The organism is Mangrovimonas sp. TPBH4, from assembly GCF_001280505.1.
GTDB lineage: Bacteria > Bacteroidota > Bacteroidia > Flavobacteriales > Flavobacteriaceae > Mangrovimonas_A.
This window is the reverse complement of the sequence record NZ_LBIO01000058.1, coordinates 87,010-102,366: the sequence shown is the minus strand read 5'-3', so window position 1 is coordinate 102,366 and position 15,357 is coordinate 87,010. Positions and strand designations below refer to the sequence as shown.

Sequence of the window (15,357 nt, the reverse complement as noted above, 5' to 3'; positions counted from 1 at the left end):
TTTACTATAAAGATACTAACTTCAAAATTCTCTTTTGTACTCCGCTCTTCAAGCTTCCTCCTTCTAACCCAACTAAATATTGTTACGTATGGTTTGGATTACCCAGTCCTGAAGGGAATCCTCCCAATTATTAAATTCTTGATAAAATGCTTCCTTGTCGTACCAATACAAAAACAACACATCTTTTGGTGAAATATTCACCAATAATTGCCAAATCAGGTCTTGGTGTTTCGCTTTCAAAGAGGAATGAGGACTATGAAGCGCTTCGTACATTTTCAAATCTACGATATCAGATATTTTATATTGATTGCTCACTTCCATTTTCTCCAAATAACGTTCAACACTCATCACTCGCTTACGGCTTTCAATATCCAATTTGTTCAAGTAACTTTTAAACAGTACACTGTCGTTAAGAATATCGCAAATAGGATGATTGGGTTCCGTTAGGCTTTCCGCCAATTCCATTTTTTTAACACGGTCATACCGATCTGTTTTCACAACCTTTTCCAAATCGCATTCAATCAATACATGGTCCCGTAATTTGTCCATCAATTCCGGTTGAGACACATGATAAATCAACACTTCATAAACCGTATCCTTAATAGCCTCCTTGTACCAATGTAAATCTTCAAAAACCACTATAGGCATGATAAAATCTCGCAACACATAAACCCCCCCAAAGGCTCTTGTATAGAAGGATTCGGTTGTAAATTGTAAATCGGACAACTCTAAATCACGATTGCGCAAATCCCCATATTTCTTGGCAGATTCCAGTAATTTTGAATGAAGCCCTTCATCTATAAAATTTTGATCTTTTTTGAACTTTTCAATTAGCTGTATTTGTTTTTTCTTCGCTTTATCAAGGTCATTTATCAAATGAAACCGTATTTGAACATCTTTATACTTAAGCAAATCCAAGGGTTCATAAAACACATCTATTTTTTGGTCAAAATCCAAACAAATAGCACAATCTCTAGTGATATCAGTAATTTTTTGACCATGAACCCTAAACACATACTGCATGATTTCCCTATCGAACGTATGAAAAGGCACATACACAGGTTTCCCTTTTTGTAAAGGCGAAATTAAAATACCATGTGCATTGGCTTCCCCGTTATTGAGATAGTGTATTTCGTTTTTTTCTTCGGCAATTTCTGGACTCCAACCAATCCCATCAATCGAAAACTGTGTCAATTTTGTAGGTGTAAATCCAAGCTTTACCAAGCATTGGTTGTAGCGCTCTACCAATTTTCCACTTACGGGAAGCAACTCACTTCTAAATAAATTTGCCGCTTTTAGCTTTTCCATCACAATAACTTATGAATTTGGGCATATTGTACTAAAATAATAGTTTTGGCATCTTGGATTTGGCCATTGCCTACCATTTCAACAATTTCTGAAAAAGGCAATTCCATCACTTCGATATCTTCCAGCTCACTCTCAAGACCACCACCTTCACTAACTTTCATGTCCTCGGAATATTCTCCAACAAAATAGTGCATTTTCTCGGTAACTGCTCCAGGAGAAGAATAAGCTTCCATGATCTTTTTAACTTCCTTAATTCGGTAACCTGTCTCCTCTTCTACCTCCTTAATGATACAATCTTCCGGATGGTCCTTATCCAACATACCGGCACAGGCTTCAACCAAAAAACCATCGCTATTGTCATTTAAATAGGTCGGCATCCGAAATTGTTTTGTCAAAACCACAGTCCCTTTTGGTGGATTGTAAAGCAAAATGGCAGCACCATCTCCACGGTTATACGATTCCCTGTTTTGACGTACCCACTTCTCTGATTTTAACTGGTAATCATAATTTACTTTTTCCAACAAAGCCCATTGGTCTGACAGTATTTCTCTCTTTATATTTTTCACACGATTAGTGCCCATTCTCAAACATTTTTCTTGCTGCTAAATCTATATTCAATTGTGCTACACGCTCATCAACTTTACGCTTAAAATCAGTATCGGCAATGGTCGCTACGTTATCTAAATAACGAACTACTTCCTGTCTTCTAATTTCCGAAAAGTTCAAACCATTCATATTTTCACGCATCAATTCTTTCAACATCCCAAATTTGGTTTCATAATCCTTTTTGAAATAGATTTCCGGATTGTCAAACCAATTCTGATCAAGGTCAAAATCAGTTAAACGCAATGAAATAGCCGATTGGATATTACGAACATCTCTAGACGAAAAGAATGGAAAAACGGTTTGAATTTCCTTATACAAATTGGCGTAAAACAAATGTGAATTGGAAGGATATGAAGCTTCCACTCTGTCATAAATGTCATGTACCCTTGCCTCTGTTGGTTTATCCACAATTTGAAGAATCTCTCCCATGTTTTTAGCCAAGCCTTGATGCTGTAAATAGGTATAATCCTTTGGGTTTTCCATATTCACAAAATCCGGCATGGTATCTTCAAATTTGCGCCACCATAAATAATCCTGATCCAAAAAGTCATGCTCTGTCTGCGCTCCATCAATTTTAAAACGTCCCTGCACACGGGAAATCACTGCCTTATCCAACATTTCCGGAAGGTTGGTAAACAAACCAATGGAACTATTTCCGTAATTCACAGCGTAAGCTCCTTCTGTATAACGTAAAAAGACACCAATAACTTCCTTAACTCCTGCCGAGACCCCTTGAGAAGTTCGTTCCTGAAGGTTGTTTTCGGCATCATCAATAGGTGCAAAAATCAATTTTGAAGGATCCTGCAAAGGCTTCATCCATTCCACCATTTTCTCTGCGGAACCTCCCTGAAACGTACTAATGAGAGTATCTGGCATTGGGTGAAACAAAAATGGAATATCCAAATTGTCACAATGCTCTTTAAGTCGTGTGGCAATAGCGGCAATCAGCATACTTTTTCCAGTCCCTGGAATTCCATACCCCATAAAAACCGGCATAAAACCTCCCAACTCTTGAAAAGGATTCTTCTTTTCAATGAAATCATAACTCAACAAACGTTCTGTTAAACGTCGAGCAAAATGCTTTGCATCACGATTTCCAACGATTTGTTCAAACTGAATTTTATTAAACTCGACACTTTTGGCAGCCCCCATAAACACATTTTCCCATCCCGAAATGGCAAAATCTGAATTCTCCAATTTATAGGTGCGATCTAAAATGGTTTCTTGGTATTCCAAAGTACTTTTACGCATTTGGATTTCAGCAATTAAAGCTTCAAAATATACCACGGTAAAATCCACAACATCCTTATCTGACTTGATAATATCCGGATGTGACAAATATTTATCATAGTAAAACAGCATACAGGAAATTCCTTTTAAAGGAGACAACAAAGACACTTCTGGAATACCGGCAAACTTTTGCTTCATCACACTTAAATCGTCTGAAGCGACAGACTTTAAACGAAATAAAATATTATAGGCCGTAGCATATAACATAAATGCTGTAGCCGTTTGCATTTTGCTTTCGTACTCACGCTTCCCTGAAGTATCCAAAGCAGATTTACGCTCATTCAAACTAGAAAGGCCCGAAGCATCATAATAACTATCCTTAATCCAAATACCCAGAGTAATTCCTTCCTGAACAGCATAAAGGGTCTCATTTAAATACAGAGGGATGGCGACAGATTCTGGCAACAAACGCTTCTTTAAACCTAAAATAGTTTTGGAAATAGACGTGATTTCAGTTGCGCTACCTCCGTTATTTGCTCTAGATAAATACAGCAAAATGGAATCGTCCTTACTATCCTTATCTCGATTTTTTGCACGCTGCCCCTGTTCCCATTGGATACTTTTTAAATATGAGGTTGCTTCATCGCGAAGCATGTCCAATTCATTTTGCTTTATAGGAAAAGTGGAATTATGTTCCATATAATTTCATTCAATATTTTGAAGGTCATTCGTTGTTCTTCTTTCTATCTTCTATGATTGACCTAGGTTGATTATTTTTTAATATTTATTTGGATGGCAAACTACTAATTTCAATAGGCGGTTTTGCCAATTGGTTCATGACCTCTTGCGTTTTACTGTATAACATCTGAATAACCCTATGAGGTGCAAAAACGTATTTTTCCTTTGTAGGTTCACTCCATTTTTGAAATGTTTGCTTAGAAAAATAACCACCTTTACTAAAGTCTCCATTGGAACCTACTTCATCTATTTCCAAAGACATGGCATAGGATTCCACTGGAATTTCCTTTTTACCTATCCCCTGTAAAATGGCATGGGTTATTTTATTTTCATCCTTGGCAAACACATTGTGAAGTGGGCCCAAGTCAATTCGTTTGATAAGTTTTGGGTAGATATTGGGTAATTTTTTATCGATGCCATACGCCATGGTATCCAAAGCCATTTTTCTATCCCCAACCGCTTTTAGCACTTCATAAATATCATTTTTAATGTCTTCAATACGATTGCTTCCTTTTAAGTCGAAATACATAAAACATATGAAAGGACGGTTGAGTACGACATCAAAGAAACTCCAGCTCGTCATCAATTCACTTGGAGCACCTTCTGGAGCTTCAATAATTTTGCTCTGAACAAAACGATTGAAAATATAATTTTTGTTCACCGATTGATAATAGGAAATGGAAGCCGCCTGAAACAGCCTGCTTCGCTTTACCGGCTGCTTTTTTCGTAACAAGGTATCTAGAAACTCTTCTTGTAGCACTGGGATTGGGGTCAATTTATCCAAATATTGGTCACGAAGTTCAAGGTCGTTGAACAAATACCGGAACTCCAAATAATTTGGAAAGCCAGACTCTGTTAAATCCACTTTCATATTATCCTCATCATCATACATATACTTGATACGCATCGCCTCGATGGAATACATCAACAAGTCACAATATTGCTTAAAAAAGATAATTTCCTGTTTTGTGCACAATGCATTGCGCTGCACACTAACAATCAATTCCTTCAAGGCAAAATCCACCATATCATGGTAAAAATTATAATGCTCCTTTGAATCGAGAATCGCCGAATCCAAGGGTGTTACAATATGCTCTACAGACATTTAAAAATTACTTTAAACTTTTATTTGATTAGATAATTATGAAGTTTCCTATTATCTAACCTTAGACCAATATACCTAAGCGGTGCTAAAAAAAAGAGATTCCCTCTTTCGAGGGAATGCTTCTATTTAACTTAACAAATCGTCATTACCTTCGTTTGTTTTTTTTGCAGGTTTTGTAGTTTCTATTTCAACTGATTCTTTCGCATCTGCCTTATAGTAATCTTCAAAGATTTCTTTCATATCGATTCCATAACGCTCAGCGAAGTTCTTTTGGATATCCGTATCCTTTTCACGAATTTCCTGTAGCGCTTCGGCATAACTACTATACACACCTTGCATTACTTTTTCATGAACAGGAATATTATCCATCATTTCTTGGCGTGCTCTAGCACTAGCCGTATGCATCGAAGCTAAAGTTTCCCCAATGTGTTCATCTGTTTTAACTCCCAGATGTTCCAAAATTGCAGCAAATTCTTGATCGGTACGAGCCTTTAAAGCCACAACATAACCATCGTAGTATTTTAACCGCTCTTCAGTATCACTCTTTAATTTTGCTCTATGCGTTTGCAGGTTACTTCTAAGAGAAGTCAATACCTTAATCGTTAAATTATGCTTGTGCACAAAACTATCCTTAGAAGCCGCCAAAGTTGTGTAGGCATTTTTAAGACCTTCCAACTCTTCAACCTTTTGCTCAAGTTCGGTTACTTTTCCAACGGCTTGCGCATATTCTGCAGATTGCTTATCGGCAATTTCTTCCAATTCTTGACGCGCCTGCTTCAACAAAGCATATTGCTCTTCAAGTTTTGCTTCAACCTCTTTTTTCTTTTCAAGCGCTTTGGTATGGTTTTTAGTTGCTTCTACAATGGCATCCTGGAGCTTATCTTCAACTTCCTTGATTTCCATTTCACGATTTTTCAAACGTGATACGGCCGCCTGACTCTTAAAAGACAACTCGCTTAATAAAGTTTGCACATCGGCTGATTCTATACGCTGTTGAAACAATGCTTTGGCTTTATTATCTGCCGCATCCCTATCTTTTTGTGCATTTTGCAGTTCTTGCTCAGCTTCCTTGATTTTGCTTTTACGCCCCCAAAGGTTGTTCCACCATGTGTCTGGTTTTGCTTCGGCATCTTCAAGTTCAACCCTAGCACGCTCCAAGCGTTTTATGGCATCATCAATAACTTTTTGCTCTTCCGCATTTAAATGAGAAAAGTCCTCAAATATGATTCCTACTTCATCCTGATAATCTGTTAAATCCTTAATGGCATCCAACAAGGTAGAACGGTCCTTTTCGGCCATATGAACAACATCATCCAAAGTGGCATTCAATATTTTCTGACGCACTTCGGGGTCATCTTCTTGTGCTAATTTGGACTTCATGGTGTCAATGGCTTTTCCCCAATTGACATCTACTTTTTCTTGGCTTGGATTGGAGTTCGTTTCCAATAAATCGAAATCATCAGACATATTTAGTTGTAATTTTTAGTTGAACGTTAATATTTTTTGGATAGGCAATTTCGTTAAAAAAATATCATTTATAAAATTAAATCCTTGTAAAAATATAAGTAGTTTAACAAACTAATTTGTTACATGATATTTATTTAAAATTTCTTATTTTATATTTAACTAAAAACTAAAATCTTATGACCAATAAATCCTACATTACATTAAGTTTAGCCGTAGCCTTACTATTATTTAATTGTAAGAGTGATAAAAAAGAACCCCTTGAAACACCTTCAACAGTAGAAAGTCCAACGCCCACTACTCCTGAAGATATTGAAGAAGTAGAAAAAGACTCTTCCGCCACAGTAGTACCAACTAAGGAAACAACTCCTACTCCTGCAAATAAAAAGTCTGATGTTAAAAAAAATACCGCAAGCAATGTTTCCATTGATGGAGATATCAAAATTACGGCCATAGAGCATGCTTCCATGATTTTAGAAACTAAGGGAACAACAATCTATATTGACCCTGTTGGTGGTTCAGGACTATATGAAGGCATCAATCCTCCTAATTTCATCTTAATCACGGACATCCATGGTGATCATTTGGATGTACCTACCTTAGAGTCCATAATATCATCAAATACCATAATTATTGGTCCAAGAGCTGTAAAGGAACGGTTAAGTGCTTCTCTACTTAAAAATTTTGAACTTATGTTTAATGGCTTAAGCAAAGGTTATAAAACTTCTAAAGTAGAATTGAATATAGATGCCATTCCCATGTATAATTTAAGAAAAGAGGCGCTTCAATTTCACCCTAAAGACCGTGGAAATGGATATGTTTTGGATATTAACGGTATCAAAGTATATATTTCGGGAGATACAGAAGACATTCCAGAAATGAGAAACCTTAAAAACATCGACATTGCATTTGTGTGCATGAACCTTCCATACACCATGACTCTTGATAGTGCCGCGAGCGCTGTGCTTGATTTCAAACCTAAAAAAGTATATCCTTATCATTACAGAGGAACCAAAGGCTATAGTGATGTGGAAAAATTTAAGGATTTGGTAAAAGTGGGTAATAAAAATATCGAAGTCGTACAGTTGGAATGGTACAACCAAAATCTGTAAATCAATTTGTTAACAAATAAAAAATGAAGCAACGCTGTTAAAATTAATATTGTATATTTGATTTGCAAAACCCTATCTATCTGTACAATGATGAAAATATTAGCCTACTCATCTCATTTTTTGGTCAGTACAACGCAGCTTACGGTAGTCCTAATTCTAACCGCTGCTGTCTTTATATTTTTTATAGTGGTTGCCATTATTAAAATGTACAAATTAAAGGCCGAAAACAAAAGGTTGACCGAAATGGAATCTTATAAAGCATCGGTAGATGAAAGTTATAAAGATTTTACTGAAGGCCATTTATACGATAACAATTAAGAACCAAAAAACGGTTCTTTTTTTATGATGTTAGCTTACCCAAACTACTTCCCCATTGAATATTTGAATCAAAAACTTTAATGGATTCACAATTATTCGATAAGGTTAATCCCATTCATTTAGAATTGAGCATTCTCGAATAAATTCACATTAATTTTAACAGCTTTTTTTAGATTATTAATTATATAAGTATATCTTTGGCAACGAAAATTTAATTTTAAAACAACAACTATGAAAAAACTTTTATTATTATGTTCTCTTTTTGTGGGAACATCTGCCCTAGTTTCATGTAGTAGTAGTGATGATGATTCTTCTGGAGGAGGAGATCCAGTTGCTACTTCAATTAACTTAACTGCTGATGTGACAACTATTGAATTAGGAAGTTCTGTAACGCTATCTGTTATGAATGATCTTAATGAAGATGTAACAAGCGCTTCAACTTATTTTGCTAGTGGTACTGCATTAACTTCTAATGTATTTACCCCTACTGCAGGTGGAGAATATACTATCCACGCAACCAATGGTGAATTGGTAAGTAATACTATCACTGTAACCGTTGAATTACCATTAGTAGAAGCTTCTGATTCTTTTGTAATTGATGGAACTCAAGAGTTTACAACTTCAATTGGTGCCTTCGCGTTTGCTGGTATTGCTGAAGGAGGTATTACTTACATGTACTTTAATGCTTACGAAGCAGTAGATGGTGAGTATCCAAACGACCTTTATATTGGTGTTGCTTATCAAGCTGCTGATCCATCTGGTACTGATGAAGAAACTGGAGAACCAGTTTATACACTTGCCGATGTTACACCTCCAACAGGTTCTTACACTTGGTATGGTGCTGATTGGGATGGTGTTACTGTACCTGCAGCATATGAGGCTTATATAATTGCTGGAAATGAAGATGTAGTTGGTTTTGAAGATGACCAAGCAATCATAGAAAGTGTTGAATTCACTTTAGACGCTATTAGCTGGGCAACAGAAACTGAAGAAGGTGTACTTGAAGCTACATACACAATCACCCTAACTGATGGAACTGTTATTGAAGGTGAATATAGTGGAGCTTCTGGTTTCTACTCTTTAAGCGGAGGAAGATTTAACCTTGATTTTTCAAATGTATCTCCATCTGTTTTTCAAGCAAAAACAGTTAACTTGAAATAATATATATTTCTAAGTTATTTCGATATAAAAAGCCTGCAATTAGCAGGCTTTTTTATTTCAGCCTAATTCCCAACAATCATAGAGTATAACAACTTCATTCTATACTCTAGTTTATAGGGTATCATTACTCTGATTTAATCCTAAGTAATAGAAAAGTTTTACGCTGAACTATAAACAAAAAAACAGCCTGCAAATGCAGGCTGTTTTTTTGTTTATTCAATTGAAAAGATGTTATCTCACCAACTTCTTGTACTTGATACGTTTTGGCATTAAGTCACCTCCCAAACGTTTCTTTTTGTTCTCTTCATATTCAGTAAAGCTACCTTCAAAGAAATACACTTGGCTATCACCTTCAAATGCTAAAATATGAGTACAGATACGATCCAAGAACCATCTATCGTGACTGATGACTACCGCACATCCCGCAAAGTTTTCCAAACCTTCTTCTAAAGCCCTCAGCGTATTTACATCCAAATCGTTGGTAGGCTCATCCAAAAGCAATACGTTTCCTTCTTCTTTTAGCGTCATCGCTAAATGCAAACGGTTACGTTCACCACCAGAAAGTAAACTTACCTTTTTGTTCTGCTCACTTCCTGAGAAGTTAAATCTGCTTAAATAAGCTCTAGAATTTACTTGACGCCCTCCCATCATGATCAACTCCTGTTCATCACTGAAGTTTTGCCAAATTGATTTTTCAGGATCTATATTGGAATGGCTCTGGTCTACATAGGCAATCTTTGCAGTTTCACCTACTACAAATTCACCTTTGTCCGGAGTTTCCTCTCCCATAATCATTCTAAAAATCGTGGTTTTACCGGCACCATTAGGTCCAATTACCCCTACAATTCCTGCTTGTGGTAAGTTAAAGTTCAAATCTTCATAAAGCAATTTGTCTCCATAAGCCTTGCTCACACCTACTGCCTCAATAACATTGGTACCCAAACGAGGTCCATTTGGAATGTAGATTTCCAATTTTTCATCCAATTGCTTTTGGTCCTGGCTCATCAACTTATCATAATTCTTCAAACGTGCCTTTTGCTTGGTTTGACGTCCCTTAGCTCCTTGGCGTACCCATTCCAACTCGCGCTCTAACGTTTTTTGACGTTTAGATGCCGATTTACTTTCTTGCGCCAAACGCTTGGACTTTTGATCCAACCAAGACGAATAGTTCCCTTTCCAAGGAATGCCCTCTCCTCTATCCAATTCCAAAATCCAACCAGCTACATTATCCAAGAAATATCTATCGTGGGTTACCGCAATAACAGTTCCTTTATATTGTGCCAAGTGATGTTCCAACCAGTGCACCGATTCTGCATCCAAGTGGTTGGTAGGCTCATCCAATAACAGAACGTCCGGCTCCTGTAGCAACAAACGACATAAAGCAACCCTACGACGTTCCCCTCCTGATAGGACTCCAATTTTTTTGTCGCCTTCGGGTGTTCGAAGTGCGTCCATGGCAATTTCTAATTTGGTATCCAATTCCCAAGCATTGGTGGCGTCTATTTGGTCCTGAAGTTCCGCTTGGCGATTCATCAACTTTTCCATTTTATCTGGATCGCTATACACTTCCTCCAAACCAAACATATCGTTGATTTTGTTGTATTCCTCTAAAATAGCCACCGTTTCGGCAGCCCCTTCACGAACCACTTCCATGACCGTTTTATCATCATCTAGCTTTGGTTCCTGCTCTAGGTAACCTACACTATACCCTGGAGAAAACACCACATCTCCTTGATAATTTTTGTCAACCCCAGCTATGATTTTTAGCAAGGTAGATTTCCCAGAACCATTAAGTCCCAGAATACCTATTTTTGCCCCATAGAAAAAGCTCAAATAGATATTTTTAAGCACCGGTGTATTGGCGCTCTGAAATGTCTTGGTAACACCAGACATTGAAAAAATCACTTTTTTATCGTCACTCATGTGTTTTGAAATATTATTTTATAAAAAAACTCGACATCGGTAGAAATGCCTAAACCCTTCCTTTAAGCGCATTAAATACCCAAGCAATGGCAAAAAAGCCAATACCTACTGCGGCAAAGCCCCATCCTGCAACTTCGTTGTATCTAAAAGCACCCAGTGCTATTAAACCTATTCCTACAAATATCATAATGGTAGTAGCCCAAGCCAAAACCGTATTTTTATTCATCGCCATAATCTCTATTTAATTTAGATAGTTAGTGGAGTACAAATATCGTGTTTTTAAACGAAAAAATGCGCCACTTTCATGACGCATTTCTATTTGTGATATTCTTAAAAGCCCTTAAATCATTGGAACTTCAATACATAGAATTTCAGAATCTTCATTGGCAAGAACTTCAAAGGAAGCTGTCTCCCACACCCCAATGGCATCTCTAGTTTTCAAGTTTTCATCTCCAATTTGAAGGTCTCCATGGATATTCATCACGTAAACTCCGTGGTTCTCCGATTTCAGTTGATACTGGAAACTCTTTCCTGCATCCAAGTCTATTCGTGACAATACGGCATCTTGATGGATTTTCAAACTTCCTTCAAAATCTTCATCAATGGAAGTCACCAAGGTCTGCAATTTGTTTTTACGTTCTGAAGGTTCGAACCCTTTTTGGTCGTAACGCGGCGCCACATCCTGCTTGTTTGGAAATACCCAAATTTGGAACAAACTCAAATGTTTATCTTCCGAACCATTAATTTCGGAATGCTGTACTCCTGTTCCGGCCGACATCACCTGCACTTCTCCCGGTAATACAGACTGCCATTCGTTGTGCATAGAATCTCTATGTTTCAACACGCCTCCCAATGGAATCGTGATGATTTCCATATTATCATGCGGATGTGTTCCAAAACCCATTTTGGGCGCTATAACATCATCATTAAGCACCCGTAAAGCACCAAAATGGATTTTTTCTGGGTTATAAAATCCCGCAAAGCTAAAGGAGTGATTTGCCTGTAACCAACCATGGTTGGCAAAGCCTCTACTATCTGCTTTATGAACTACTGTTTTCATTCTAATTTCCTTTCTTTTGCTCTTCTGTTCAGAAGATTTATTCAACTTAAATAGTTACTCAAATTCTTATCAACGCATTTTATCTAAAAGGTCACTTAACAAACCGGCTTCTTCTTCTGTAAGATTCTTTACCAATTGCACATCAAAATCGTCTGCAATGGCATCTAAAAGTTCTAAGCCATTTTTAGTGATTTCTATAAACACCACCCTCCGGTCACTCTCACATGGAATGCGCTCTATCAATCCCTTGGAACACAATTTATCCATGAGCCTTGTAGCATTCGGAGCACGATCTATCATGCGCTCCTTGATGGTTTGGACCTTTAAGGATGATTTTGCCCCTTTTAAAATTCGTAATATGTTATACTGTTGAGGAGAAATACCAAAGGGCTTGAAAAAGTTATTTTGATGGTTGGTAATCCAATTTGAAGTATACATAATATTTATCAAGGCCTTCAATTTGTTGTTGGCAAAACTTGAATTGATGTCTTTTGAAATATCTCCCATAACTTCTATACTTTTTATTGTAAGGCTTTCTTAAATTTGGAAATCTCCTCCTTTAATTCCTCATTCAACTCCTCATTAGCAATGCTGCCGTCAGAAAAATTATCATTGAAAGATGGCAAAGAAAACTTAGCAACTATATTGGCGCTGTGCCTTGGAAATCTATCTGAGGCCATTGCCATAACCGAAGCTCCTCCTCTGGAACCGGTTGAACTAGCCATCAATAACATAGGCTTATCATTGAAAAGTTTTCTATCAATTCTAGACATCCAATCAAACATATTTTTAAATGCTGCTGTATAAGCCGAATTATGTTCTGCCAAGGATATCACTACGCCATCTGCCGATCGTATTTTTTCCAAAAACCGTTTCGCATTTTCAGGATATCCCTGTTCCTTTTCTAAATCGACACCAAATAATGGTACGGCAAAATCATTTAGATCGAGCAATTCTGCAGTTGCACCATCCAATTGCTCCAAAGTATACTTCACCAATTGTTTATTGATGGAGTTCTTACTGTTGCTACCGGCAAATCCTATAATATGTTTCATGACCTTTAATTTAGTTTCCATGGAAATATACGACAAACCAAATTATTTTCCAAGGAAACTATTTACATGTAATTTAATAATTCTTATTTATTCTTATCAAAATTTATACTTTCAGCAAAAAACTTATTTTTTTACTTTAGCGAAAATTAAAATTCAGCTATGGACATCAACTTCAACAAAAACGAAGACCACAATAAATTACTACTCTCCGACTTAAAAAGACGCTTAGCTACTGTGAAATTAGGTGGTGGCAAGAAACGAATAGAAAAACTTCACGAAAAAGGGAAATTATCGGCCCGCGAACGCATTGATTATCTTTTGGACAAAAATTCCAAAAGCATTGAAATAGGTGCCTTTGCAGGGGAAGACATGTATACGGAACATGGCGGCTGCCCTTCCGGAGGTGTGGTTGTAAAAATTGGTTATATAAAAGGGAAACAATGTATTGTTGTCGCCAATGACCCTACAGTTAAAGCAGGGGCTTGGTTTCCCATCACAGGTAAAAAGAATTTACGTGCCCAGGAAATAGCCATTGAAAACAAACTTCCTATCATTTATTTAGTGGACAGTGCCGGAGTGTATTTACCAATGCAGGACGAAATCTTCCCCGATAAGGAACATTTTGGTCGCATTTTTAGAAATAACGCCGTAATGAGCAGTATGGGAATTACCCAAATTGCTGCCGTTATGGGAAGTTGCGTTGCTGGTGGTGCCTACTTGCCAATTATGAGTGATGAAGCATTAATTGTAGATAAAACAGGAAGCATCTTTTTGGCGGGAAGTTATTTGGTGAAAGCCGCCATTGGAGAAACCATTGACAACGAAACCTTGGGTGGCGCTACAACGCATTGTGAAATTTCAGGTGTTACAGACTATAAGGCCAAAGATGACAAGGATGCCTTGGACACTATTAAAAATATCGTGGATAAAATTGGTGATTTTGATAAAGCGGGTTACAATAGAGCTGCAAGTGCAAAACCAAAAGAAGCTCCAGAAGATATTTATGGTATCCTTCCTAAAAGTCGTGCCGAACAATATGATATGTACGACATCATCAAACGTTTGGTGGACAATTCAGAATTTGAAGAGTACAAGGCAGGCTATGGACAAACCATTATTACGGGCTATGCCCGCATAGATGGCTGGGCTGTTGGAATTGTGGCCAATCAACGGAAATTGGTCAAAACCAAAAAAGGCGAAATGCAATTTGGAGGGGTCATATATAACGACTCAGCCGACAAGGCCACAAGATTTATTGCCAACTGTAACCAAAAGAAAATCCCATTGGTGTTCCTTCAGGATGTTACAGGATTCATGGTAGGAAGTAAAAGCGAACATTCAGGAATCATAAAGGATGGTGCTAAAATGGTGAATGCCGTAAGCAACTCCGTAGTTCCCAAATTCACCATCGTCATTGGAAACAGTTACGGCGCGGGTAACTATGCGATGTGTGGAAAGGCTTACGACCCAAGACTAATTGTGGCATGGCCAAGTGCAGAACTTGCTGTGATGAGCGGTAATTCGGCTGCAAAAGTATTGTTACAAATTGAAACAGCTGCTTTAAAGAAACAAGGTGAAACGATCACTAAAGAAAAGGAAGAAGAACTGTATAAAAAGATCAAAGACCGTTACGATAATCAAGTATCTCCATACTATGCTGCTGCACGTTTATGGACCGATGCCATTATCGATCCTTTGGATACTCGAACTTGGATAAGTATGGGAATTGAAGCCGCTAATCATGCCCCTATTGAAAAGTCTTTCAACTTGGGCGTGTTACAGGTATAATTTCCTTATCTCGCTTATTTTTTGTAATTTAAAGACTAATAATCAACACTTTATTAGTCATGGGTACCATAAAAACATTGAACAAATGGGCCAATGCACATACCTATTATCCACTAGATTTGTTACGTATTGTGCTGGGAGTCTTTTTGTTTACAAAGGGCATTAGTTTTATGGCCAATAGCCAAATTTTAATGGACCTCTTCTCTCCTATCCAAAATATAGCTGGAGGTATGATAACGGTTCATTATGTTGCTCCTGCCCACTTTATCGGCGGAGCTTTAATAGCTTTTGGCCTGCTTACAAGATGGGCCATTATCGCTCAGCTTCCAATATTAATCGGGGCCATTCTGATTAATTTTGTAGGAGAAATGAATACCACCAATTTGGTGGTGGCCACTATTACACTTTTGGTGTGTATTTTCTTCTTGTTCTATGGATCAGGAAAACATTCTGCAGATTATTATTTTAAAATGCAGCAATGAGAAGGCA

Annotated in this window: 15 protein-coding genes; 5 read left to right on the top strand and 10 right to left on the bottom strand. The window is 37.4% G+C overall.

Translation table 11 applies throughout. The features are described 5' to 3' along the window. Positions 1–72: 72 nt before the first annotated feature. From ZA05_RS14785 to ZA05_RS14765, 5 genes are all read right to left on the bottom strand, one after another. Positions 73–1,308, bottom strand: coding sequence for a DUF6638 family protein (locus ZA05_RS14785; RefSeq protein WP_053992453.1), 1,236 nt, complete (start codon positions 1,306–1,308; stop codon positions 73–75). Next, positions 1,308–1,889 carry an NUDIX domain-containing protein gene (locus tag ZA05_RS14780; RefSeq protein WP_053992452.1) on the bottom strand — a complete coding sequence of 194 codons (582 nt, stop codon included), beginning with the start codon at positions 1,887–1,889 and terminating at the stop codon, positions 1,308–1,310. The genes ZA05_RS14785 and ZA05_RS14780 overlap by 1 nt, the downstream gene beginning before the upstream one ends. Next, a complete protein-coding gene (locus ZA05_RS14775; protein ID WP_053992451.1) occupies positions 1,879–3,843 on the bottom strand; it encodes an AAA family ATPase in 1,965 nt (654 codons plus the stop codon). The genes ZA05_RS14780 and ZA05_RS14775 overlap by 11 nt, the downstream gene beginning before the upstream one ends. A gap of 85 nt (positions 3,844–3,928) precedes the next feature. Next, complete coding sequence (locus ZA05_RS14770; protein WP_053992450.1) at positions 3,929–4,987, bottom strand: hypothetical protein; 1,059 nt, start codon at positions 4,985–4,987, stop codon at positions 3,929–3,931. 126 nt (positions 4,988–5,113) lie between these two features. Continuing rightward, a complete protein-coding gene (locus ZA05_RS14765; protein ID WP_053992449.1) occupies positions 5,114–6,454 on the bottom strand; it encodes a hypothetical protein in 1,341 nt (446 codons plus the stop codon). A gap of 176 nt (positions 6,455–6,630) precedes the next feature. Here ZA05_RS14765 and ZA05_RS14760 point away from each other — a divergent pair, with 176 nt between their 5' ends. From ZA05_RS14760 to ZA05_RS14750, 3 genes are all read left to right on the top strand, one after another. Further along, on the top strand, positions 6,631–7,563 hold the full coding sequence (locus ZA05_RS14760) for an MBL fold metallo-hydrolase (protein WP_082333801.1): 933 nt from the start codon (positions 6,631–6,633) through the stop codon (positions 7,561–7,563). 87 nt (positions 7,564–7,650) lie between these two features. Further along, positions 7,651–7,881 (top strand): hypothetical protein, encoded by a 231-nt coding sequence (locus ZA05_RS14755; protein ID WP_157514722.1) that lies wholly within the window; start codon positions 7,651–7,653, stop codon positions 7,879–7,881. A 231-nt stretch (positions 7,882–8,112) separates the two neighbouring features. Then, entirely contained in the window at positions 8,113–9,042 is a 930-nt protein-coding gene (locus ZA05_RS14750; RefSeq protein WP_053992447.1) for a hypothetical protein, read from the top strand. A 231-nt stretch (positions 9,043–9,273) separates the two neighbouring features. On the opposite strand, the gene ettA is transcribed toward ZA05_RS14750, so the two are convergent. The 5 genes from ettA to ZA05_RS14725 form a co-directional block, all read right to left on the bottom strand. Beyond that, positions 9,274–10,965: an energy-dependent translational throttle protein EttA gene (gene ettA, locus ZA05_RS14745; protein ID WP_053992446.1), complete on the bottom strand. Its 1,692-nt coding sequence runs from the start codon at positions 10,963–10,965 to the stop codon at positions 9,274–9,276. Positions 10,966–11,014: 49 nt separating this feature from the next. Then, on the bottom strand, positions 11,015–11,197 hold the full coding sequence (locus ZA05_RS14740; RefSeq protein ID WP_053992445.1) for a CAL67264 family membrane protein: 183 nt from the start codon (positions 11,195–11,197) through the stop codon (positions 11,015–11,017). Between the two features lie 108 nt (positions 11,198–11,305). Beyond that, positions 11,306–12,025, bottom strand: a complete 720-nt coding sequence (locus ZA05_RS14735; protein WP_053992553.1) for a pirin family protein — start codon at positions 12,023–12,025, stop codon at positions 11,306–11,308. Between the two features lie 69 nt (positions 12,026–12,094). Beyond that, positions 12,095–12,532, bottom strand: coding sequence for a MarR family winged helix-turn-helix transcriptional regulator (locus ZA05_RS14730; RefSeq protein ID WP_082333800.1), 438 nt, complete (start codon positions 12,530–12,532; stop codon positions 12,095–12,097). Between the two features lie 14 nt (positions 12,533–12,546). Continuing rightward, positions 12,547–13,080, bottom strand: coding sequence for an NADPH-dependent FMN reductase (locus ZA05_RS14725; RefSeq protein ID WP_053992552.1), 534 nt, complete (start codon positions 13,078–13,080; stop codon positions 12,547–12,549). Between the two features lie 159 nt (positions 13,081–13,239). On the opposite strand from ZA05_RS14725, the gene ZA05_RS14720 reads away from it, so the two are divergent. Together ZA05_RS14720 and ZA05_RS14715 are read left to right on the top strand one after the other, a co-directional pair. Further along, the gene (locus tag ZA05_RS14720) at positions 13,240–14,868 is read left to right on the top strand and encodes an acyl-CoA carboxylase subunit beta (RefSeq protein WP_053992443.1); all 1,629 of its coding nucleotides are present in this window, start codon (positions 13,240–13,242) and stop codon (positions 14,866–14,868) included. Between the two features lie 59 nt (positions 14,869–14,927). Further along, entirely contained in the window at positions 14,928–15,350 is a 423-nt protein-coding gene (locus tag ZA05_RS14715; RefSeq protein WP_053992442.1) for a DoxX family protein, read from the top strand. Positions 15,351–15,357: the final 7 nt, after the last annotated feature.

Coding starts and splice junctions, on each gene's coding strand:
- ZA05_RS14725 (WP_053992552.1), bottom strand. CDS start 13,080: ATGAAACATATTATAGGATTTGCCGGTAGCAACAGTAAGAACTCCATC.
- ZA05_RS14780 (WP_053992452.1), bottom strand. CDS start 1,889: ATGGGCACTAATCGTGTGAAAAATATAAAGAGAGAAATACTGTCAGAC.
- ZA05_RS14730 (WP_082333800.1), bottom strand. CDS start 12,532: ATGGGAGATATTTCAAAAGACATCAATTCAAGTTTTGCCAACAACAAA.
- ZA05_RS14760 (WP_082333801.1), top strand. CDS start 6,631: ATGACCAATAAATCCTACATTACATTAAGTTTAGCCGTAGCCTTACTA.
- ettA (WP_053992446.1), bottom strand. CDS start 10,965: ATGAGTGACGATAAAAAAGTGATTTTTTCAATGTCTGGTGTTACCAAG.
- ZA05_RS14715 (WP_053992442.1), top strand. CDS start 14,928: ATGGGTACCATAAAAACATTGAACAAATGGGCCAATGCACATACCTAT.
- ZA05_RS14775 (WP_053992451.1), bottom strand. CDS start 3,843: ATGGAACATAATTCCACTTTTCCTATAAAGCAAAATGAATTGGACATG.
- ZA05_RS14735 (WP_053992553.1), bottom strand. CDS start 12,025: ATGAAAACAGTAGTTCATAAAGCAGATAGTAGAGGCTTTGCCAACCAT.
- ZA05_RS14720 (WP_053992443.1), top strand. CDS start 13,240: ATGGACATCAACTTCAACAAAAACGAAGACCACAATAAATTACTACTC.
- ZA05_RS14785 (WP_053992453.1), bottom strand. CDS start 1,308: ATGGAAAAGCTAAAAGCGGCAAATTTATTTAGAAGTGAGTTGCTTCCC.
- ZA05_RS14770 (WP_053992450.1), bottom strand. CDS start 4,987: ATGTCTGTAGAGCATATTGTAACACCCTTGGATTCGGCGATTCTCGAT.
- ZA05_RS14750 (WP_053992447.1), top strand. CDS start 8,113: ATGAAAAAACTTTTATTATTATGTTCTCTTTTTGTGGGAACATCTGCC.
- ZA05_RS14740 (WP_053992445.1), bottom strand. CDS start 11,197: ATGGCGATGAATAAAAATACGGTTTTGGCTTGGGCTACTACCATTATG.
- ZA05_RS14765 (WP_053992449.1), bottom strand. CDS start 6,454: ATGTCTGATGATTTCGATTTATTGGAAACGAACTCCAATCCAAGCCAA.
- ZA05_RS14755 (WP_157514722.1), top strand. CDS start 7,651: ATGATGAAAATATTAGCCTACTCATCTCATTTTTTGGTCAGTACAACG.